We start from the raw sequence: 20,592 nt of genomic DNA, 5'->3' as shown, positions 1-20,592 counted from the left end.
TCCCTTCGGATGCGCTTAGCCGGCGCGATTGGCCTGCTGAAGAATGAGGGTGCGGAAGACGTCGTTGGAAATTCCAACGCCGCCGGCTTGCGCGAATGATTTCGAATACTGCTCGGTCATCATCGAGCGCCAGACTCCGGTGCCGGGTGTGTTGCCGTAAGGACCGTCACCCTTGATGCCGCTCGTCATCTGCGAAAACATCGAATTCAGGAACACCGCCTCGAAATCCTGCGCCTGGCTTTTCGCCTTGGCCTGCGCCTGCGGCGAGACTTTCGTCAGCGCATCCTGCAGCAAGAGGTCGGGACGGCCGCCGGTGAAGGTCGTCGGAGCCTTTGTCAGCGTCGGGGTGATGCTCATCACATCACCTCAATGTCGGCCTGGATGGCGCCCGAAGCCTTGATGGCTTGCAGGATGCCGATCAGGTCGCGTGGCCCAATGCCGAGGCCGTTGAGGCCATCGACCAGTTGTTGCAGCGAGACGCCGTCCTTGACGACGGCGAGTTTCTTGCCGTCCTCCTGAACGCCCACCCGTGTGTTCGGCGTGACGACGGTGCGGCCGTTCGAAAATGGCGCGGGCTGGCTGACCTGCGGGCTTTCGGAGATTGAGACGGTGAGGTTGCCCTGCGCGACCGCGACGGTGGCGACGCGGACGTCGCGGCCGATCACAATGATGCCGGAGCGTTCGTCGATGATGATCTTCGCACCGACATCTGGCTCGACCTGCAATTGTTCGATCTCGGTGAGCAGTGCCACCACGTTGCCCTTGAATTCGGACGGAATGCTGAGCTGCACGGTGGAGGGATCGACCGGCTCGGCGGTCTTGGCGCCGAGGAAATCATTGACGGCCGCAGCGATGCGCTTGGCGGTGGTGAAGTCGCCGTTTCGCAGAGCGAGACGCACGTTGGGCAGACGGTTCAGCGCGAATTCGATCTCGCGCTCGACCAGTGCGCCGTTGGCGATGCGGCCATTGGTCGGCACGCCCTTGGTGACGCTGGCGGCTGCGCCTTCAGCGGAGAAGCCGCCGATTGTCAGCGAACCTTGTCCAACCGCATAGACATTGCCGTCAGCGCCGAGCAGGGGGGTGACCAGCAGCGTGCCGCCCTGCAGGCTCTTGGCATCACCGAGCGCGGACACGGTGATGTCCATGCGGGTGCCCTGGGTGGCGAACGCGGGAAGGTTGCCCGTGACCATCACGGCGGCGACGTTGCCGGTGCGGATCGTCGTGCCGCGGATATTGACGCCCATGCGTTCAAGCATCGCCTGCAGCGACTGCTTGGTGAAAGGGATGTTGTTGAGCGTGTCGCCGGTGCCGTTGAGGCCGACCACGAGGCCGTAACCGATGAGCTGGTTCTGGCGCACGCCTTCGATGTTCGCGAGATCCTTGATCCGCGACGTTGCATCGGCCGGTGCGCTGAAGGCGGTCAGCAGGGCGATGGCCATGCAGGCTGCCTGAAAAGTCCGAAACATCCTCTGCTCCCCGCTGAGGTCTCTGCGGCCCGTACCCCGTGCTCCCCACGAGGCTGGTCCGGCATTAACTATGCGAGGGCCGTGCCAGAGCTTGTGATGTCTATAAGATACTGGTTTATATCGATAATTCTGGAATACACCGGGACTGCGCACCGCGGTCCTCGCGCCGAAGTTGCCGTATCCGGCATAAATTGCCGGGTCGTTTACCTCTCGTTAACCATAAACGTTCACTTTGAGGCGTGGGTTCCGCGGATCGATATAGGCTTGATGCCGGTGGTCTCCGACCCGTTGCGAGATAGCACGATGCGAATCTACGGACCCAATGGAGCCAACCTGGCGTCGCCGGCGGCAACCGCCCGGCGTTCAAGCTCGACAACATTTACCCTCGACATCGGCACAGCGGCGGAGACTCGCTCTGCTGCGCCGCCGCGCGCCGCCAGCGGAATCGACGCGCTGCTGGCCATGCAGGGTGTCGAAGACTCGGTGGAGCGCCGCAAACGCTCCGTCGCCCGGGGCCGGACCGCGCTTGGTGTGCTCGACGATCTCAAGATCGGCTTGCTCGCAGGATCCTTCGATTCGAACACCATCGCCCGCCTGCGCACTGCCGCAGCCGATCTGAAAACCACGTCGGGCGATCCCGGTCTGGATCAGGTGCTATCCGAAATCGAGCTTCGCGTGGAAGTCGAACTCGCCAAAGCCGGCCAGTAAAGGCCGGCCAGCCAGGGCCCGGTCGGCACCCCCCAGCCTTAAGAGATTGCCGCCGGACACGGACCGTTTGCGTTCGGGCGACCGGTGTTCCCGCACAGCCGGGCAGGCGATGTTCCCTGTGGAAGGGCCGCCAAAAGGAGCATATCGGCGTAATTTCCGGGATATAGGCGATATTGTCTGTCACAGGCCGCCGCTATATAAGCTCCGGCGCGCGGGACGTTTTCCGTCCCGCCTTGCACGTCGACATGGACCGCACTTGGAAAAGTTGAAGAACTACAGGCCCTCGGAAAAAGAGCCTTTCATGAACGAGCGTCAGCGGGAGTATTTCCGCAGGAAGCTGCTCGACTGGAAGGAAGAGATCCTCCGGGAATCGAAGACCACGCTTCAGCAGCTTCAGGAAGAGAACGTCAATCATCCTGATCTGGCCGACCGTGCTTCATCGGAAACCGATCGCGCCATCGAACTTCGCGCGCGCGATCGCCAGCGCAAGCTCATCTCCAAGATCGACGCCGCCTTGCAGCGGATCGAAGACAACACCTACGGATATTGCGAAGAAACCGGCGAGCCGATCTCGCTGAAGCGGCTCGAAGCGCGTCCCATCGCGACGCTGTCGGTCGAGGCGCAGGAGCGCCACGAAAAGCGCGAGAAGGTCTATCGCGACGAATAGGACAGCCGGCTCATTGTTGTCCGCCGATGATTGCAACAGGCCCGGTCACCGAAACGGTGGCCGGGCCTTTTTTGTCGTCGCTGAAAATCGTTCGCCGTCAGATCACGCGGCGACGCTGAAGCCGGAGATCTGAACACGGTTGCGGCCCGAAGCCTTGGCTTCATAAAGGGCAGCATCCGCATTGTTCAGCAGCGACTGGAGTGTTTGCGGCTCAGTCGAGCGAATGGCGATGCCGGCGCTCACCGTTGCGCGGATCGGCCCATTCGCGGTCTGCACAACCGTTGCCTCGATCTGTGCTCGTATGCGATCCGCGACAGCGGCGGAAGCCTTTGGGCTTGAGTCCGGCATGACGATGCAAAACTCCTCGCCGCCCATGCGCGCTGCGAGGTCGTTCGCGCGGATATTTGCACGGATCAGGTCGGCGAAAGCCTTCAATATCCGATCGCCGGAATCATGTCCGAAGCGATCGTTGATTGTCTTGAAGTAGTCCAGATCCATCATGACCACAGCCGTTCCGGCAGGAGCAACATCCAGCGGGTCATCGAATAGCGCGCGCCGGTTGAGGAGACCGGTCAGGGCGTCCTTCATTGCATCCGACTTGTGGCCGTCCGCAATGCGCATCTGATTGAGGGTGAGGCTGAGGGCTCCGATACCGCTCAATCCGGCAATCGCCATGATGGAGTTAATATCTTCCGCCCAGTTCGCAGGCCGGGACGTGAGTACGATCTGGCCCTGTTCGGCGAGCGCGTAACCGCATGCAATGAATGACGCCGCCGTAGCCGCGCAGAATACTGCATTGGCTGTCATCAGAAGGGGGGATTCCGCGCGAGCAAGCCAATAGTGACGCGCAGTCATTATGAGAAGGATGCCGATCGCGACGTTGCCGATCATTATTCCGACGCCGGAATAGCCCAGCGCGAAAGCTGTCGATATCGAGATGAACGAAAGGGCGACAGACACAGTTGTCGAAGTCCGGCTAGTCTGACCGGAGCAAAATCTGGCGCAACCGGCGTGAAGCAGTCCGAATCCAGCGATCAGAAACAGGAAAGAGGTCAGCAGCAATCCCGAATTGTACTGCTCGACGACGGCGCCAAAGAAAACAACGCCGACGACGATAAGGACAAGTCCAACTGACCACATCAGCAGATGCGTCTCGGATCGCCCGATCGCCCACATCATGAAGAATGTGAGGCCGAGCGACGCGCCCGAAAAGCCGATGGCGACGAGAACGGATAACTGATCGAGAAACATATGACGGATACCGTTGGACTTGGCGCTCTTCATACGTCAATGGTCGTTATCGAACCAACACGCGCAGTGTCATTCGCTTTCCAGGGTGATCAAATGGTTACCGTGTGCGGTTTTGTCTGATGGTTTTTTCGTGGCTGCGATGTCTGCCGAAAAAGAAGTCAGAAACGAGCACGGCTCCGCGTCAGGGGAGCTGACGCGGAGCCGTGTCGTATTACACCGTGCTGCGCCTAGGTTCGCCGCATGGTGTGGGAGCCGGGAGAAGGCGCGGGAGGGGCGCCGGTCTGGCCGCCGCAAGTTCCGAAACTCGCGGCGGGGAATTTGCGACTAGAACGGCAGCAGGATGTCGGAGACCTGCTGGCCAAGGCGGGGTTGCTGCACGTCGGTGATCTGGCCGCGTCCGCCGTAGGCGATGCGGGCCTGCGCGATCTTGCTGGAGTCGATGGTGTTGTCGCTCTGGATGTCTTCCGGCCGCACGATGCCAGCGACGATCAGTTCGCGGATTTCGAAATTGACGCGGATTTCCTGCTTGCCTTCCACCACGAGATTGCCGTTCGGCAGCAACTGCGTGACCACGGCGGCGACATTGGTCTGCAACGCTTCCTGCCGGTTGACCGAACCCTTGCCGTCGCTGGACGACGTGGAGTCCGTCGTCAGCAGCTTGCCGGGAGGGATCGCGGAATTGGTGAGCGGCACCTTGGTGATGCCGAAGAAATTGGTGATGCTGGAATCTTCCTTGTTAGCGCGGCTGCGCTGGGTCTCGTTGGCGATGTTGGCCTTGTCGGTGATGTTGACCTGCACCGTGAGAATGTCGCCGATCTGATGCGCGCGCTGATCCTTGAAGAAGGCGCGTGAGCCGTTCCGCCACAACGAATTCGGATTGAATGAGGCCGGCTGCGGCGCGGGCATCGGCATCGACACCGGCTTGTAACCCGCCTGCGCCGTCGGATTGTCGATCGCGGACAGTTTCGGCTTTTCGCCGATCGCCGCGAGGCGATCCAGTGACGAGCACCCGCTGGCCAGAGTTCCGAGCGCCAACAAGCTGCCGGCGACAACGATGCGATTGAACAGGTGAAACTTCGACATGACTGTTACTCGGCTTTTCTGGATACGGGGGCGGACGGTGTTTCGCGGGCGGCGAGGGCGGCGGTGTTGAGACGGGGCATTGCGGCGACGACGGAGACCTGACCCGGTCCGATCACGACGCCCTGGATGGTGCGCTTCGATTGCAGGTTGACGACATTGACCACATCGCCTTCGGTGCCGCTCTCGACGGCCTTGCCGCGGCCGGTGAGGTAAAGTCCGGGCGTTTCATAGATCAGCGTGACGCTTTGATCGCGCGAGACCATGTCGGGCTTTCCGAGATCGGCCGCTTTGAGAGCCTGCCCCGCGCGCATCTGCTTGCGGGCCTGCATCCCGATGGAGCGTTCGCGGGTTGCAATGTCGTTTCCGACTTCGGCCTTCGGCCGCCGCTCGACGGTGATGTCGGAAGATTTCAGGATTTCATTGCGCTCGACGGCGCGCGTTAGCACGGCAGCCTCGACGGTTTCGACCGCGGTGCCGATGAAGCGCAGCTTGGTCGGCGAGTAGGTCGCGTCGTTGGCGATCTCGAACGTAATGTCGAAACGGCCGTTGCGAGGATCGTACCGCACGATGGTGGCGCGCATGTCGCCGGTATGCGCAGCGTCGAGTTGCAGTTCGCGCAAGTCGCGCTCGAACGTGACGGAGATGTTGGCGGCGTCGCCGAGGCCGTTGCGCCGTTCGAGCGCGCGGGCGATCTGAAGTTCGACGTCTTTGGAGACAAGGAGGCGCGACGAGCGTGTCACCGAAACTTCGCGGATGTCGCGGGTGTCGACGCCGATCACCTGATGCGCACGCAGCGCCGAAAGCAGTTGCGATGTCGGCAGCGAGCCGGTGGTGCCGAGATCCGGCGCACGGAAGATTGCGATCTGCGCGGCGGTTCCGGCGTTCTCGATGACGTCGCCGATGCGGACGACATCGCTGTTGACGGTGATGCTCGCGCGCAGCACCGGGCTCGACAGGCCATCCTGTTCGGATTGCGCGAAGGCCGCGCCGGAGAGCCCGGCGAGTACGGCTGCGACGATGAGGAACGGACGCAACATCATGGTCTCCCTCAACGGAACATGCCGGTGGTGGACTGCATCATCTGGTCGGCGGCGCTGACGACCTTGGCGTTCATTTCATAGGCGCGCTGGGCGGCGATCAGATCGGATATTTCCGAGACCACTTCGACGTTGGCCTGTTCGAGATTGCGCTGCTGCATGTCGCCGAAGCCGTCGGCATTGGCGAGACCATCCTGCGGCGGACCGGACGCCGGCGTGTCGGTGAACAGGTTGTCGCCGATCGATTGCAGGCCCGACTTGTTGATGAACCGCGTCAGGCTGATCTGGCCGACGACCGTCGGGGTGGTCGTGCCGGGTGTCATGACCGAAACCTGGCCTTGCGGGTTGATGGTGAGGCCGGATGAATTCTGCGGGATCGTGATCGTCGGCTGCACCGGATTGCCCTGCGCCGTCACCACGCGGCCGGTGCCGTCGGTCGTGAACGAGCCGTCGCGCGTGTAGGTGTAGGTGCCGTCGGTCATCTGGATCTTGAAATAGCCTTCGCCGCGGATGGCGATGTCGAGGTCGCCGCCGGTGGGCAGCAGCGTGCCTTGAGTCATCAGGCGCGGCGTGCCGACGGTCTTGACGCCGCCGCCGATGTCGATGCCGACGGGAAGGACGGTGCCCTGATCCGACGCCTGCGCGCCGACGCGCTTGACGTGTTCGTAGATGAGATCCTGAAACTGCGCCCGCTGCTTCTTGTAGCCGGTGGTGCGCAGGTTCGCGATGTTGTTGGAGATGACCTGGACGTTGAGTTCCTGGGCCGCCATACCGGTCGCTGCTGTGTAAAGTGCGCGCATGGGTCTGTTTCCTTATGCCGATGAATCGCCAAGCGTCTGGATCGCGGTTTTGCGGAGGTCGTTCTGCTGCTGCATCATCGAGGCGACGTTCTGATAGGTTCGCATCACTTCCATCATACGGGTCATCTCGGACACCGCGCTGACGTTGGATTTTTCGACGAAGCCCTGATTGACGCGCGACGCGAGGTCGGGCTGTGCAATGTTGCCGGCCGGCGCTGAATAGAGGTTCGCGCCTTCCTTCTGGAGCCGCTGCGGGTTGTCGAACTTGACGAGCTTGAGCCGGCCGCGAATGGAATCGAACTGGGTGACGGTGCCTTCGCGGACGGTGATGGTGCCTTCGCCCGAGATCACGATTTCTTTGTCGGTCGGCTGGAACACGATCGGGCCGTTGGTCCCGAGCACGATGTTGCCGCCGGTGGTCACGAGCTGACCCTGGGCATTGATCTGGAACGAGCCGTCGCGCGTATAGCGCTCACCGGCTGGCGTCTGCACCGCGATGAAGCCTTTGCCGTCGATCGAGATGTCGAGCGGGTTGCTGGTCTTTTCCAAGGGGCCTTGCGCGAAATCATGGTAGGCGGCGCGGTCCTGCACGAAGCTGACGCGGCGGTCGCTGACCGAAAAGTTGTCTTCGTGCGCGCCCGAGTTCAGATATTCCTCGAACAGCGACTTGTTGGCCTTGAAACCGTTGGTGTTGACGTTGGCCACGTTGTTGGCAATGACGTCGATCTGCCGCTCAAGCGACATCTGCCGCGACAAAGCGACGAGAAGCGTATTCTCCATCGGTCAATCTCCCCTTGTTGAACCGCGGCCTGCCTCTCCCAAGGCGTGACGCGGATCGTGCGAACCGTTGAGGCTCTCCCAAGCCGCGGTTCGCTTTCAACAATGCGAGGGTCGTGCCAACTCGAAAATACGAGTATTTTCAGATTGTTATCGATTTTTGCAGGGTGCCGCCGGGCGGCAATAACCTCTTGTTGACCATGTTGCCCCGGCAAATTTTTCCCACCTGAAGGACAAAAGAAAGATTTCGTTAACCATTGCGTCCGTACGGTGGACATAGAGGGCGCTCACGCGCCGGCGGCCTTTGTATCGCGTCATTTAAAGCCAGTTCGGCAGCATCGAGCCCATCCCAGAACGACGGGCGGGGGCTATGGCAGACGACGATAAGGTCGAGGAGAGCGCGGAAACCGCAGCTCCGCCGAAGGGCAAACGTAAACTCATTATGATGGGTGGCGGCGCCGTGCTGCTGCTCGCGCTGGTTGGCGGCGGCTGGTTCTTCTTCCTGCGCGGACCCGGCGAAGTGAAACAGGCCGTTGCGCCGCCCGCGAAGCCTCCGGTGTTCCTCGATGTGCCTGAGGTGCTGGTCAATCTGGCGAATTCTCCGGGCGAGCGGGTTCAGTATCTCAAGGTGAAGGTGGTTCTCGAGGTCAAGGATCAGCCGCTGGTCGCGCAGATCCAGCCGACGATGCCGCGCGTCATGGACCTGTTTCAGACCTATATGCGCGAGCTGCGCCCCGGCGACCTGAATGGATCGGTCGGGCTGTTCCGCCTGAAAGAAGAACTGACGCGCCGCGTCAACGCCGCCATCTCGCCCAATCAGGTGAACGCTGTGCTGTTCAAAGAAATCATCATCCAGTGATGGACGAAAGTTGAACCATGTCTCCGGATGATAATGACGTCGATCAGGATGCGCTGGCCGCCCAATGGGAAGGCGCGCTCGATTCCGAAGATCCTGAAGCGGCGGCGGCGGAAGCCGAAGCGAATACGCTGACCGAAACCATGGCCGAGCAGTGGGCCGCCATGGTGGACGATGGCAGCCGCACGATCGACATCAGCAAGGGTGGCGGCGAGCGTGTTCTGTCGCAGGAAGAAATCGACAATCTGCTCGGTTTCAGCGACGGCGAGGTCAATCTCGACGAGAACTCCGGCATCCGCGCCATCATCGACTCCGCGATGGTGTCGTATGAGCGTCTGCCGATGCTCGAAATCGTTTTCGACCGCCTGGTGCGGCTGATGACGACCAGCCTGCGCAATTTCACGTCGGACAACGTCGAAGTGTCGCTCGACCGGATCACCTCGGTGCGTTTCGGTGATTATCTCAATTCAATCCCGCTGCCCTGCGTGCTGTCGGTGTTCAAGGCCGAGGAGTGGGAAAACTTCGGTCTGTTCACGGTCGATTCGAGCCTGATCTATTCGATCATCGACGTGCTGCTCGGCGGCCGCCGCGGGCAGGCGGCGTTGCGCATCGAGGGCCGTCCCTACACCACGATTGAAACCAATCTCGTGAAGCGTCTTGTCGAGGTCGTGCTTGCGGATGCCGAGCAGGCCTTCCGGCCGCTATCGCCGGTGACCTTCAGCATCGACCGGCTTGAGACCAATCCGCGCTTCGCTGCCATTACGCGGCCGGCAAACGCCGCCATCCTGGTGCGCCTGCGCATCGACATGGAAGATCGCGGCGGCAACATCGAGCTGCTGCTGCCTTACGCGACCATCGAACCGATCCGCGACGTGCTGTTGCAGATGTTCATGGGTGAAAAATTCGGCCGCGATCCAATCTGGGAAGGCCATCTGGCCACCGAGATCGCGCAGGCTGAAATCGCGGTCGATGCGGTGCTTTATGAAGCCCATATTCCGCTGAAGCAGATCATGAGCCTGAAGGTCGGCGACACCTTGCCGCTTAACGTACGCCCCGATGCGCTGGTGTCGGTGCGATGCGGTGACGTTCCGCTTAGCGAAGGACGGATGGGGCGGGTGGGCGATCGCGTCGCCATCCGCGTCACCAAGCCGCTGCGCAAGCCTCATACGACCTACGCGATGTTCGAGAAACAAGACGAGCAAACCAAATTGATGGAGGCACAATGAGTCACTCATTAGGACTTGTAATCGAGAGCCTGGTTGCTGTGCTGCTCGTGCTCACGATCGGTTACTGCGCGCTGCTGAACAAGCGGCTCAAGCGGCTGAAGGCCGACGAGCAATCAATGCGCGGCACCATTGCCGAACTGATCACTGCGACGGAAATCGCGGAACGCGCCATCGGTGGATTGAAACTCACCGTGCGCGAATGCGACGAGAATCTCGGCAGCCAGCTCACCATGGGAACGGCGCTGTCGGCAAAGCTTGCAAAGCAGGTGGTCGCCGGCGAGGAAGTTTTGAGCCGGCTGTCGCGGATCGCGCTTGCCGCGCGTCCATCCGGCGCGGAAGCCACGGCTCCGGCTGAGGCGGAGTCGCCGGCTGGGTCGGCACCGAAAACAAATGCGAAGGCGCTGCTCGCAGCCGCCCAGGCATTCTCTGAACGTCGAAAGGCGACCGGTCTCGCGGCATGAAAACGCTTCTCCGCGATATCCGGATCGTTCCGGTCGTCCTGATTGCGATCTGTTGTCTGGTCGTGCTCAAGGTCGCGGGCCTGCTTCTGGAAGGCGGATATATTCTGAACGACGATGCGCCACGGCCCAAATCATGGGCGCAGGACACGTTCAATTTTCCTGCGCCGGGCAAGATGTCCGACGTGGACGTGACCGGTTCGGTCGAGAAGAAAGACGACAAGCCGGTGGTGGCGGCGCCCGAAGTTGCGCCGATCCCCGACGGGACTGTGGTCTATCCCGATCCGAATCGTCCGGTGTCGGCATCGGAGCGCGCTGTGCTCGAACGCCTGCAGTCGCGGCGGCAAGAGATCGAAACCCGCGCGCGCGAAATCGACATCCGGGAAAGCCTGATGAAATCCGCCGAGAAGCGGATCGAAGGCCGGATCGAGGAAATGAAGGCGACCGAGGCGCGTATCTCATCCGTGAGCGAGAAGAAGAGCGAAGCGGAGGCGGCGCGCTTCAAGGGTCTCGTGACGACATACGAGGCCATGAAGCCGAAGGATGCCGCGCGGGTTTTCGACCGGCTTGAATTGTCGGTGCTGTTCGAGATCGCATCGCAGATCGCGCCGCGCAAAATGTCCGACATCATGGGGCAGATGCAGCCGGAAGCAGCCGAGCGGCTGACGGTCGAAATGGCCCGCCGCGCGAGCGGGGATAAATCGTCGTCCGCGAACGATTTGCCGAAGATTGAGGGCAGGCCGCAAGCGCAGGTTCGCAATTGAGGCGTGTGATTAACAGCTCCTTAACAGGCGAATTCTAGATTCGATTGGCAAGGACGCGTTCAAAAAGCGCGTTGAAGAAAGACTTTCGCGAAAGACTTTCCGGGAAAGATTTGGGGAATGTCCTGCAAGGCGGCCCGCATGTGCAAGCCCACCCGCGAACCCGGGTCGAAGGCCCGGTCTTTCGCGGACTGGCTCGGCCGCGGTCTGCGGCCGTCGGCGCTTGTCCTGGCTGCCGTGCTGTCGTGCGTTTCCATCGCCGCCGGAGCCGCGCCGGCTGATCCGGTCAAGGGTGAAGCCACGCTGACGGCGCAGCCGGGATTCGCGCGGCTGATCCTGAAATTTCAGGAAGACGTGCCGACCGAGGTGACGGTCGCGGGCGCCATCCTTGTGATCCAGTTCAAGAAGCCTGTGGATGTTCCAATCGACCTGCTGGCCGACTCGGTGCCGGCCTATGTCGGGGCGGTTCGCCGCGATCCGGACGGGACGGCGATCCGCATGGCGATGACGCAGAAAGTCCGCATCAACACGATGACGGCGGGCGAGCGCGTGTTCATCGATCTACTGCCCGACAAATGGACCGGCTTGCCGCCCGCGCTGCCGGCCGAGGTCGTGAAGGAATTGTCCGAACGCGCGATTGCGGCGGAGCGCGCCTTGCGGATGCAAAGACTGGCGGAGGAAGCGAAGAAGCGCCCGCCGGTCCGCGTGCGGGCGTCGGTGCAGCCGACCTTCGTGCGGTTCGTTTTTGAAATGCCGGACGGCGTGACGGTGTCGTCGTCGCTGAATGCCGACAAGTTTTCTCTGTCGTTCACCTCGGCGCTGATCTTCGACCTTGCGGACGCGAAGATTGCGATGCCTGCGAACATTCTGTCGATCAATCAAAAGGTCGAAGGCGATGCATCGCGGGTCGATCTGGCGCTGGTCGGCGAGGTGGATGTTCACGCATTCCGCGAAGACAGAAACTATGTCGTCGATATCGCCTTCGATCAGGCCCAAAAGCCGAAAACCGCCGATGCGCCGCCGCCCAAGGCACCGCGGCCGACGACGCCCGCCGACAAGGCCAGCGAAATCGTGCCGCCGACCTCCGAGCAGTTCGCGCGCGAGGCGGGATTGAACGTCAAGCCGGATGTCAAACCGCCCGCCACTGTGCCTGATGCCAAGGCCGATGCCGGCGTAGCAAAGAACGATGTCGCAAAGATCGTTCTCCCCAAATCCGATATCGCCAAGCCTGAGATCGTTGTCGAAGCTGCGCCAGCGGCCAAGCCGGTTGTCGTCGCGGAAGCTCCTGCGCAGGTGCCGCCGCTGTCGATGCCGCCAGCATCACCGATGAAGGCGCCACCGCTCGCTGCCAACACTGCTGTGCCGGGTGTGACCGCGGAGGCGAGGCTTTCCAGTGACGATTTCCGCCTGACATTTCCCTTCAGCAGTCCCACCGCCGCGGCGGTGTTTCGTCGTTCCGATTCGATCTGGTTGGTCTTCGGCACCGAGCAGCCCATCGACGCCAGCGCGATCCGGCGCGAGGGTGGGCGGATCGTCGCCGATGTCACCCCGGTCGATCTGCCGAAAGGCCGCGCGCTCCGGATCAGGCTGAACCGTCCGCAACTCGCCGCGCTGACCGGCAACGAGCTTGGCTGGACTCTCGTTCTTGCCGACAAGGCACTGTCTCCGCCGCAGCCGCTTACCGCGACACGCGACATGGCCGACCCCGCCCGCGCCAGCGTCAGCATCGGCCTCGCAAAGCCCGGACAGCTTTATCGCTTCACCGATCCCGACGCGGGCGATCCATTGCTGGTGGTGACGGCCGGCGGTCCGGTGCAGGGATTTATCAAGCGCCAGGACTTCGTGGAATTTTCGCTGCTCGAGTCGATCCATGGCGTCGTTGTTCAGCAGAAATCGGACGATGTGACCGCCAACATGTCATCCGACATGCTGACCCTGACGCGGCCCGGCGGCCTGACGCTGTCCACGGCCATGACTGCGCCGGAACGCGCGTCGGCTGCCATTCGTCCGATTTTTGACGTCGGTGAATGGCGCGGCTTTCAGACCTCGGATTTCTTGGCCACCCGCAACAAACTGCTGACAGCGGCGGCGCAGGCGACTGGCCTGTCGCGCTTGCCAGCGCATGTGAACCTCGCGCGATTTTACACGGCGCGCGGATTGTATCCCGAGGCGAAGGGCATTCTCGACCTCGCGTTCTCGGATATGAAGCCGGGCGAGGAAGAGGCGTCGTCGCTCACGCTCCATGCTGTCGCCAGCACGCTTGCAGGCCGTCCCGAAATCGCGCTCGTGAACCTTGCGAGCCCGGCGATCACGGCAAACATCGATTCCCAACTCTGGAAAGCGCTTGCTTTTGCAAGGCAAGAGAAGTGGTCCGAAGCGCGGGAGAAATTCAAGAACGTCGAGTTTGCGATTACGGCGCTGCCGCTCGACCTGCAACGCATCGTGATTGCAGCGGCGTTTCGCGCCGCGCTGGAGGTCAGGGATTATCCGGGCGCGGCGGTTCGCAGCAACGATCTCGATGTGGTCGGTGTAGGTTCCGACCAGACGGGCTCGATCGCATTGCTTCGCGGGCGGCTGGCTGAGGCGCTGGGCCGCGATCAGGACGCGCTGGCCGCATTCCGGGCGGCTGTGGCATCCGAAGATCGTGCTGCCGCCACGGAGGCCCGGCTGCGCGAAATCGAGTTGCAACGGAAGCGCAACGAGATCAGCGAAGACGAGGTCCTGCGCGACCTCGAAGTCATCGCCGTGATGTGGCGCGGCGACGCCATCGAGGTGAAGACGCTGGATATGCTGAGCCGGCTTTATGCCGCGAAGGGGCGCTATCAGGACGCATTCGCGGCTGTTCGCGCCGCAACCGTCCTGCAGCCGAATTCCCTGCTATCGCGAAAAATGCAGGATGACGCCTCGGCGCTGTTCGAGCAGATCTTCAACGGTTCGAAGGGCGACGAGCTTCCCCCTGTGGAAGCCCTTGCGATGTTCTACGAGTTTCGCGATCTCACGCCGATCGGCCGCCGCGGCGATGAGATGATCCGGCGGCTCGCTGATCGCCTCGTTGCGGTCGATCTGCTCGAGCAGGCGAGCGAACTGCTGCAATACCAGATCGATCACCGGCTCGAAGGTTCGGCGCGCGCGCAGGTCGCGTCGCGTCTTGCGATGGTCTATCTGATGAATCGCAAGCCGGAGCGCGCCATCGCGGCGCTGCGCACCACGCGGATTGCCGATCTGGCCGGTGAGATTCGCCAGCAGCGCCTGTTGCTGGAAGCGCGGGCGCAGACCGACATCGGCCGCCACGACCTTGCACTCGACATCATCTCGAATGTCTCGGGGCGCGAAGCCGTCCGCCTACGCTCGGACATTTACTGGGCGTCGCGGCGCTGGCGCGAGTCCGCCGAGCAGATCGAACTGCTGTATGGCGACCGCTGGCGCGATTTCCAGCCGCTGACCCCGACCGAGAAGAGCGATGTCATTCGCGCCACGATTGGATACGCACTGGCGGAAGACGCCATCGGTCTCGCGCGGTTTCGCGAGAAGTACACGCCGAAGATGGAGGGCGGCGCCGATCGCGCGGCCTTCGATCTGGCATCGAAGCCGGCCACCGCGAACAGCGCCGACTTTGCTCGGATCGCGAAAATGGCGGCGACCATCGACACGCTCGACGGGTTCCTGCGCGAAATGAAGCAGCGTTTCCCCGACGCCATGGCCCGCGCCAAGCTGCCACCGGAAATCAAGACCGATCCGAATCCGACGGGATCGTTGCCGGCCATCAAAGGCCTGAGGCCCGTCGCAGCCGCGCGCTGATCTCGCCGTCATGGCGAGCAAAAAGCTCCTCGCAATGACGAGGCCCAGACCACTTTCGTTTGCTATCCGCCGCCGTAGCTTTGCACCAGACTGCCCGCCACCAGTGACCAGCCGTCCACCAGCACGAAAAAGATCAGCTTGAACGGCAGCGAGACCACCACGGGCGGCAGCATCATCATGCCCATCGACATCAGCACCGAGGCGACCACGAGGTCGATGATGAGGAACGGCAGGAACAGCAGGAAGCCGATCTCGAACGCCCGCTTCAATTCGGAAATCATGAAAGCGGGGACCAGGATGCGCAGCGACATCTGCTCGGGCGATGCCGCCGGCGGCTCGCCGGACAGATCCATGAACAGCTTGAGGTCCTTCTCGCGCACATTCTTCTGCATGAAGCCGCGCAGCGGAGCCGTGCCGCGTTCGAACGCCTGCTCGACGCTGATCTGGTTGGCGACCAGCGGCTTGATGCCGTCGTCGTAGGCTTTCTGCAGCACGGGACCCATCACGAAGCCGGTCAGGAACAGCGCCAGCGCGATGATCACCGAGTTCGGCGGCGCGGTGGCGGTGCCGAGCGCCGTGCGCAACAGCGACAGCACGACCACGATGCGCGTGAACGACGTCATCATGATCAGGATCGACGGCGCGATCGACAGCACCGTCAGCAGCGCGATCAGCTGGATCGCGCGCTCGGTGACGCCGCCATTGCCGGCGCCGAGATTGATGCTGATATCCTGCGCGTTCGCCGGATCGATCAGGAACCCGGCGGTGGCGACAAGACTGGCAAAAAATAAAACTCTACGCGGTGTTTTCGAAGGGCTCACGCGGGAGGCTTTGGACGGCCGAGCAGGCTGGCCATCTCGTCTTCGAGATTCTCGAACGGTGTCGCCGGCGTTGATGCCGGCGGCGGAGCCGGAGGACCTGCCGGGCGCGGGGCGCTTTCGGATCGCGGCGGCGGACGGCTTGGCATGGGTTCAGGCGCGACCGATGGCGCGCTCGGACGCTCGACGGGACCGACCGGCGGCGTGCGCGGTTCTCCAGCGTCGAAACGCGGTTCGCTTCCGGGCCGGCGCAGCGCGGCTTCGAGCCGTTGCGCCATATCCGCCAGATTTTGATCGGCCGACGATAACGCGGTATCGGCCGGGCGCGGCGGCGGGCGGGGTGTTGGCGGCGGCATCTTCGGCGCGCCGTCACTGGACCGCGGCATCCGTGGCATCAACGGTTCGTTGCGTTCGCTGCGCGGGATGGCGCGGGATGGTTCGGAACGCAGCGAAGGCTCGGGCCGCACCATAGGTTCCGGCGCAAAGCTCGCCATCGAATCGGCTCCGTGGCGATCGGGCAGCGGAGGCGGGGGACGGCGCGTGTCGTCGGCAAACGGAGCGCGGAGCGGACGCGGCGGCAATTCCGGCACCGGCGGTTCGCGGTGCTCGAACGGGTCGCGGGTTTCACTGTCGGACCAGCCGGCGTCAGGCGCCAGCCGCGGCGGGAGCTCGGTTCCGGCGGGCGACCGCGTGGTCTGGTCGCGCTGCGGAACGCCGCGAACGATATTGGGCTCGACCACGACGTCGGTCGGTCCGCCGATCATCAACAGGTGCTCGACGTTGTCACGCCGGACCAATACCAGCCGGCGGCGGCCGTCGACGGCCGCGGCATCGATCACGGCGAGCCGGGGCATGCGTCCGCGATTCGCGCCCGATCCGAGGCTGTTTCCGCCAAATCTGCGAACCAGCCAGGCGGCAACTCCGATCAACGCAAGAACGATGACGAAGGCTATGAAGAACCAAAGCGTTTGCGGCATGTCCTGTCCCCGTCAAACTATACGTTTATCTATGCCAGATTCGCAGGTCGCTCGCCGCGAAACAAGCAGCCAGTGTCCTGAATCCGAAGTTCGCTTCATTTGCGAACCACCACGCCTGTGACGAGTTGGGTTCGAAACGCGAGTGACCGTTAATTCCCGACGGCAAATACTGCCGCCGGCGAATGAGTAACCCATAAAGTGCCCCGGCCCAAAAGACTTCTTGTGCCGGAACTTCAATGACTTGCCCGATTGGAGGCATTTCGTGGCGAAAGTGGGTCAAGCCGGTTCTTAACTCCTTATTAACCATACACACGGCAAATTCTGCCTACCTGAGGCATCGCGCTTCGGGTCACAGGCGGAGCAGGCCGATGGCCATTACAGATCTTCCCATGTTGTCCGCACTTCGCACCAAGATGCAGTGGCATCAGGAGCGTCAACGGGTGCTTGCGGAAAACGTCTCGCATTCCGACACGCCAAACTTCAAGCCGCGCGATCTGGTGGCGCCCAAATTCGACGCTACTGGAACGGGACCGGTGACCGGCACGATGCCGTCCCTTTCGATGGCGCGGACTAGCCCCGGCCACATCCAGGGCGCTGGCGTCAGCGACAGTTTCAATTCGAACAACCGCGGCGGCTACGAGACGAGACCGGCCGGCAACGCGGTCAATCTCGAGGACGAGATGCTGAAAGTGTCCGCCAACCAGGGTGACTACGCAGCGGTGACCGCGCTCTACAGCCGCAGTCTAGGTCTTCTGAAGACCGCCATCGGGAAGCGGTGACACATGATCGCGTTTAAAGGAGCAAGGTCATGAGCGACGGCAATGATTTTCTGCGGTCGATGAGCATCGCGACATCGGGTCTGCGCGCGCAGGCGGGCCGGATGCGGGTGATTTCCGAAAACATCGCCAACGCGGATTCCACCGCGAAAACTGCTGGTGCGGACCCGTATCGCCGCAAGGTGCCGACGTTCTCTTCCGAACTCGACCGTACTCTCGACGCGCGGGTCGTCACCCTCGGCAAGATCAAGCCGGACAATTCCGAATTCCGCGTCAAGCACGAGCCAAGCAACCCGGTGGCCGATGCCAACGGCAACGTTAAATACCCCAACGTGAACCCGCTGGTCGAAATGACCGACATGCGCGAAGCGCAGCGGTCCTACGAAGCCAATCTCAACATCATTTCCGCCACGCGCCGCATGATCCAGCGCACCCTCGACATCCTCAAGGCCTGACAAAGGGAAATAACTCATGGCTTCGCCAACAGTCGCTGCCAATGCCTATGCAAGCCTTGCGAAAATCATGGAGTCTGCCGGGGGAGCCGCGAGCGGCGCCGGCAAGGCGGGAGAAACCGGCGGCGTGTCGTTTGGCGCGCTGCTCAAGGAAACGCTCGGCAACGTCATGGATGCGGGCAAAAAATCCGACGCGCAGACCATCGCGATGGCGCAGGGCAAGGCCAACGTCATGGACGTCGTGACCGCGGTGGCCGAAACCGACGTCGCCGTCTCGACGCTGGTGTCGGTGCGCGATCGCGTGATCCAGTCATACGAAGACATCATGCGGATGCCGATCTGATTTTCCGGACTTTGTGACGTGCCTGCGGGCAGGGGATTGAAATGACTGGTGCCGAAGTTCTCGACGTGTCGCGCGATGCAATCTGGACCATCGTAAAGGTGTCGTCGCCGCTCCTGATCGTCGGCCTCGTGGTCGGCGTGGTGATCTCGCTGATTCAGGCGCTGACGCAAATTCAGGAGCAGACGCTGGTGTTCGTGCCAAAAATTCTCGCGATTTTCGTCACGCTGGTGCTGGCGCTGCCCTACATGGCCGATGCGCTGAACAGCCAGATGCTGCGGATATCGTCGCGAATCATCGGCGGCTAGCGCATGATTGAAGGCCTGATGTTCCAGGATCTGATGTTCAGAGGCTGGACGTTCAAAGGTCTTCCAGAGGCAAGTCCTTCCGAGGCAAGTCTTCCATGCGTGTCGATATCTCGCTGCTTCCGGCGCTTGCCGCGGCATTCATGCTGGTGTTTGCGCGTATCGGCGCCATGGTGATGCTGCTCCCCGGATTCGGTGAAGCCAATATCCCTGTCCGGGTCCGGCTGGCCATCGCGCTGGCGCTCACGCTCATCATCCTGCCGCTTCACCGCAGCGCCTATCAGGTCGACATGACCTCGATGGCGCCGCTGCTGGTGCTGATGGTTCATGAGATCATCATCGGCGTCGTGCTCGGGGCGACCGCGCGGGTGACGCTGTCGGCGCTGGCGGTTGCGGGCTCGGTCATCGCGCAGCAGCTCGGCCTTGGTTTCGTGACCACGATCGATCCGACGCAAGGTCAGCAGGGCGCGCTGATCGGCAACTTCCTGACGTTGCTGGGACTGACCCTGCTGTTCGCGACTGACATGCACCATCTGGTGATCGCAGCGTTGAACGAGAGCTACAACGCCTTCTCCCCGGGCGAGCTGATGCCGAGCGGCGACGTCGCGGCGCTGGCGACCAAGGCTTTCGCAACCGCGTTCAAGATCGGTATCCAGTTGTCCGCGCCGTTCATTGTGTTCGGCCTGGTCTTCAACCTCGGTCTCGGCGTGCTGGCGCGGCTGATGCCGCAGATGCAGGTCTTCTTCGTCGGTGTGCCGCTTTCCATTCTGGGCGGGTTCCTGATTCTCGCCGTCGTCATCGCCACCATGATGGGCACGTTCCTCGACTATTTCAGCGGTGTCCTCATTTCCCTCGCGCCGCGAAGCTGAGGGCAGGGCATGGCCGACGAGGATAAAGAATCAAAAACACAAGACCCCACGCAAAAACGTCTCGACGATGCGCTGGAAAAGGGCGATGTCGCCAAAAGTCAGGAGGTCAATACCTGGTTCGTGATCGCGGCCTCGACGTTGCTGCTGTCGTCGTTCTCGGGATCGATCAGCATCGGCATTGAAGTGCCGATGCGCAATCTTCTGATGAACATGCATCAGATTCGCGTCGATGGCCCCGGATTGCTGTCGCTTTTGACCCGGATCGAGATGATGCTGATCGGCGTACTGGGAATTCCGCTGCTGCTGCTGCTGATCGCCGGCATCGGCAGCAACCTGATCCAGCATCGGCTGGTGTGGTCGGCGGATCCGCTCACCCCGAAGTTCAGCAAGATTTCGCCGGCGGCGGGCGCTGCCCGGCTGTTCGGCAAGCAGGCGGGCGCGAACTTCCTCAAGGGCGTTTTCAAGGTGATCGCGGTCGGCGTCGTCATGGCCCTGGTGCTGTGGCCCGAACGCCACCGCCTCGACGCCATGGTCCGGTTCGATCCGATATCCCTTCTGACGGTGACCAAGACGATTTCCGTGCAGTTGATGGGAACCGTGGTGGCGATGCTCGCCGTGGTCGCCACGCTCGATTACCTGTTCCAGTACCGGCAGTGGTTCGAGCGGCAGAAAATGTCGTTCCAGGAAATGAAGGAAGAGTACAAGCAGTCCGAAGGCGATCCTCATATCAAGGGCCGCATCCGGCAGATCCGCTTCGCCCGCATGAAGAAACGCATGATGGCGGCGGTTCCAAGTGCTTCGGTCATCATCACAAACCCGACGCACTACGCGGTCGCGCTGAAATACGAGAAGGGCATGGCCGCACCGATTTGCGTGGCCAAGGGCATCGATGTGCTCGCGCTGAAGATCAGGGAGATCGCGGGCCTTCACAATGTGCCCATTGTCGAGAATGTTCCGCTCGCCCGCGCGCTTCACGCAAGCGTCGAGATCGATGACGAAATTCCGGTCGAACACTATCACGCGGTCGCCGAGGTGATCGGCTACGTCATGCGCCTGCGGCGCGGGGTGACGGGCCTTGGGTAATCAAGGATTTGGCCAAGGCCGCATGGCCGCTCCTCTAGCGCGGCTGTTGGCGCGGTCGTAATGTATCTTGCGTCGGGATGCCCG

At 62.2% G+C, this 20,592-nt stretch carries 22 protein-coding genes; 13 read left to right on the top strand and 9 right to left on the bottom strand.

All coding sequences use genetic code 11. The features are described 5' to 3' along the window. Nucleotides 1-15 precede the first annotated feature (15 nt). Nucleotides 16-357: a flagellar assembly peptidoglycan hydrolase FlgJ gene (gene flgJ / locus AC1RKJ_RS06290; protein WP_492790214.1), complete on the bottom strand. Its 342-nt coding sequence runs from the start codon at nt 355-357 to the stop codon at nt 16-18. Beyond that, the gene (locus AC1RKJ_RS06285) at nt 357-1,439 is read right to left on the bottom strand and encodes a flagellar basal body P-ring protein FlgI (protein WP_492792658.1); all 1,083 of its coding nucleotides are present in this window, start codon (nt 1,437-1,439) and stop codon (nt 357-359) included. Before AC1RKJ_RS06285 ends, flgJ begins: the two co-directional genes overlap by 1 nt. Nucleotides 1,440-1,769: 330 nt before the next feature. On the opposite strand from AC1RKJ_RS06285, the gene AC1RKJ_RS06280 reads away from it, so the two are divergent. Then, on the top strand, nt 1,770-2,174 hold the full coding sequence (locus tag AC1RKJ_RS06280; RefSeq protein ID WP_492790213.1) for a flagellar assembly protein FliX: 405 nt from the start codon (nt 1,770-1,772) through the stop codon (nt 2,172-2,174). A 301-nt stretch (nt 2,175-2,475) separates the two neighbouring features. Further along, on the top strand, nt 2,476-2,841 hold the full coding sequence (gene dksA, locus AC1RKJ_RS06275; protein WP_006021432.1) for an RNA polymerase-binding protein DksA: 366 nt from the start codon (nt 2,476-2,478) through the stop codon (nt 2,839-2,841). 102 nt (nt 2,842-2,943) lie between these two features. Here the strand turns inward: dksA and AC1RKJ_RS06270 are convergent, their stop codons facing one another. The 5 genes from AC1RKJ_RS06270 to flgF all read right to left on the bottom strand — a co-directional run bounded on the left by AC1RKJ_RS06270 (nt 2,944) and on the right by flgF (nt 7,792). Beyond that, the gene (locus AC1RKJ_RS06270; protein ID WP_492790212.1) at nt 2,944-4,125 is read right to left on the bottom strand and encodes a GGDEF domain-containing protein; all 1,182 of its coding nucleotides are present in this window, start codon (nt 4,123-4,125) and stop codon (nt 2,944-2,946) included. A 291-nt stretch (nt 4,126-4,416) separates the two neighbouring features. After that, nucleotides 4,417-5,175 carry a flagellar basal body L-ring protein FlgH gene (flgH, locus tag AC1RKJ_RS06265; protein WP_492790211.1) on the bottom strand — a complete coding sequence of 253 codons (759 nt, stop codon included), beginning with the start codon at nt 5,173-5,175 and terminating at the stop codon, nt 4,417-4,419. 5 nt (nt 5,176-5,180) lie between these two features. Next, complete coding sequence (flgA, locus tag AC1RKJ_RS06260) at nt 5,181-6,212, bottom strand: flagellar basal body P-ring formation chaperone FlgA (protein WP_492792657.1); 1,032 nt, start codon at nt 6,210-6,212, stop codon at nt 5,181-5,183. An 11-nt stretch (nt 6,213-6,223) separates the two neighbouring features. Continuing rightward, the gene (gene flgG / locus AC1RKJ_RS06255; protein WP_492790210.1) at nt 6,224-7,012 is read right to left on the bottom strand and encodes a flagellar basal-body rod protein FlgG; all 789 of its coding nucleotides are present in this window, start codon (nt 7,010-7,012) and stop codon (nt 6,224-6,226) included. Nucleotides 7,013-7,024: 12 nt separating this feature from the next. After that, nucleotides 7,025-7,792, bottom strand: coding sequence for a flagellar basal-body rod protein FlgF (gene flgF, locus AC1RKJ_RS06250; protein ID WP_492790209.1), 768 nt, complete (start codon nt 7,790-7,792; stop codon nt 7,025-7,027). A 367-nt stretch (nt 7,793-8,159) separates the two neighbouring features. On the opposite strand from flgF, the gene fliL reads away from it, so the two are divergent. The 5 genes from fliL to AC1RKJ_RS06225 all read left to right on the top strand — a co-directional run bounded on the left by fliL (nt 8,160) and on the right by AC1RKJ_RS06225 (nt 14,888). After that, entirely contained in the window at nt 8,160-8,648 is a 489-nt protein-coding gene (gene fliL, locus AC1RKJ_RS06245) for a flagellar basal body-associated protein FliL (RefSeq protein ID WP_492790208.1), read from the top strand. Nucleotides 8,649-8,665: 17 nt separating this feature from the next. Further along, complete coding sequence (gene fliM, locus AC1RKJ_RS06240; RefSeq protein ID WP_492790207.1) at nt 8,666-9,871, top strand: flagellar motor switch protein FliM; 1,206 nt, start codon at nt 8,666-8,668, stop codon at nt 9,869-9,871. After that, nucleotides 9,868-10,332 (top strand): DUF6468 domain-containing protein, encoded by a 465-nt coding sequence (locus AC1RKJ_RS06235; protein ID WP_492790206.1) that lies wholly within the window; start codon nt 9,868-9,870, stop codon nt 10,330-10,332. The genes fliM and AC1RKJ_RS06235 overlap by 4 nt, the downstream gene beginning before the upstream one ends. Next, the gene (locus AC1RKJ_RS06230; protein ID WP_492790205.1) at nt 10,329-11,093 is read left to right on the top strand and encodes a MotE family protein; all 765 of its coding nucleotides are present in this window, start codon (nt 10,329-10,331) and stop codon (nt 11,091-11,093) included. Before AC1RKJ_RS06235 ends, AC1RKJ_RS06230 begins: the two co-directional genes overlap by 4 nt. Nucleotides 11,094-11,210: 117 nt before the next feature. Beyond that, complete coding sequence (locus tag AC1RKJ_RS06225) at nt 11,211-14,888, top strand: tetratricopeptide repeat protein (protein ID WP_492790204.1); 3,678 nt, start codon at nt 11,211-11,213, stop codon at nt 14,886-14,888. A gap of 62 nt (nt 14,889-14,950) precedes the next feature. Here AC1RKJ_RS06225 and fliP read toward each other — a convergent pair whose 3' ends face one another. Together fliP and AC1RKJ_RS06215 are read right to left on the bottom strand one after the other, a co-directional pair. Further along, nucleotides 14,951-15,709 carry a flagellar type III secretion system pore protein FliP gene (gene fliP / locus AC1RKJ_RS06220; protein ID WP_492790203.1) on the bottom strand — a complete coding sequence of 253 codons (759 nt, stop codon included), beginning with the start codon at nt 15,707-15,709 and terminating at the stop codon, nt 14,951-14,953. Continuing rightward, a complete protein-coding gene (locus AC1RKJ_RS06215) occupies nt 15,706-16,683 on the bottom strand; it encodes a flagellar biosynthetic protein FliO (protein WP_492790202.1) in 978 nt (325 codons plus the stop codon). Before AC1RKJ_RS06215 ends, fliP begins: the two co-directional genes overlap by 4 nt. A gap of 368 nt (nt 16,684-17,051) precedes the next feature. Here AC1RKJ_RS06215 and flgB point away from each other — a divergent pair, with 368 nt between their 5' ends. The 6 genes from flgB (at nt 17,052) to flhB (ending at nt 20,508) form a co-directional block, all read left to right on the top strand. Next, nucleotides 17,052-17,462 carry a flagellar basal body rod protein FlgB gene (gene flgB / locus AC1RKJ_RS06210; RefSeq protein WP_492790201.1) on the top strand — a complete coding sequence of 137 codons (411 nt, stop codon included), beginning with the start codon at nt 17,052-17,054 and terminating at the stop codon, nt 17,460-17,462. 29 nt (nt 17,463-17,491) lie between these two features. After that, nucleotides 17,492-17,914 carry a flagellar basal body rod protein FlgC gene (gene flgC, locus AC1RKJ_RS06205; protein WP_492790200.1) on the top strand — a complete coding sequence of 141 codons (423 nt, stop codon included), beginning with the start codon at nt 17,492-17,494 and terminating at the stop codon, nt 17,912-17,914. 16 nt (nt 17,915-17,930) lie between these two features. After that, nucleotides 17,931-18,254: a flagellar hook-basal body complex protein FliE gene (fliE, locus tag AC1RKJ_RS06200; RefSeq protein WP_492790199.1), complete on the top strand. Its 324-nt coding sequence runs from the start codon at nt 17,931-17,933 to the stop codon at nt 18,252-18,254. Nucleotides 18,255-18,295: 41 nt separating this feature from the next. Then, complete coding sequence (gene fliQ / locus AC1RKJ_RS06195) at nt 18,296-18,559, top strand: flagellar biosynthesis protein FliQ (protein WP_492790198.1); 264 nt, start codon at nt 18,296-18,298, stop codon at nt 18,557-18,559. Nucleotides 18,560-18,654: 95 nt separating this feature from the next. Continuing rightward, entirely contained in the window at nt 18,655-19,425 is a 771-nt protein-coding gene (gene fliR / locus AC1RKJ_RS06190; protein ID WP_492790197.1) for a flagellar biosynthetic protein FliR, read from the top strand. Between the two features lie 9 nt (nt 19,426-19,434). Beyond that, nucleotides 19,435-20,508, top strand: coding sequence for a flagellar biosynthesis protein FlhB (gene flhB, locus AC1RKJ_RS06185; RefSeq protein ID WP_492790196.1), 1,074 nt, complete (start codon nt 19,435-19,437; stop codon nt 20,506-20,508). The last annotated feature ends 84 nt before the right edge of the window (nt 20,509-20,592 follow it).

This window comes from Afipia sp. GW822-FHT04G07 (assembly GCF_058800765.1).
This window is presented reverse-complemented; position numbering and strand designations above follow the sequence as displayed.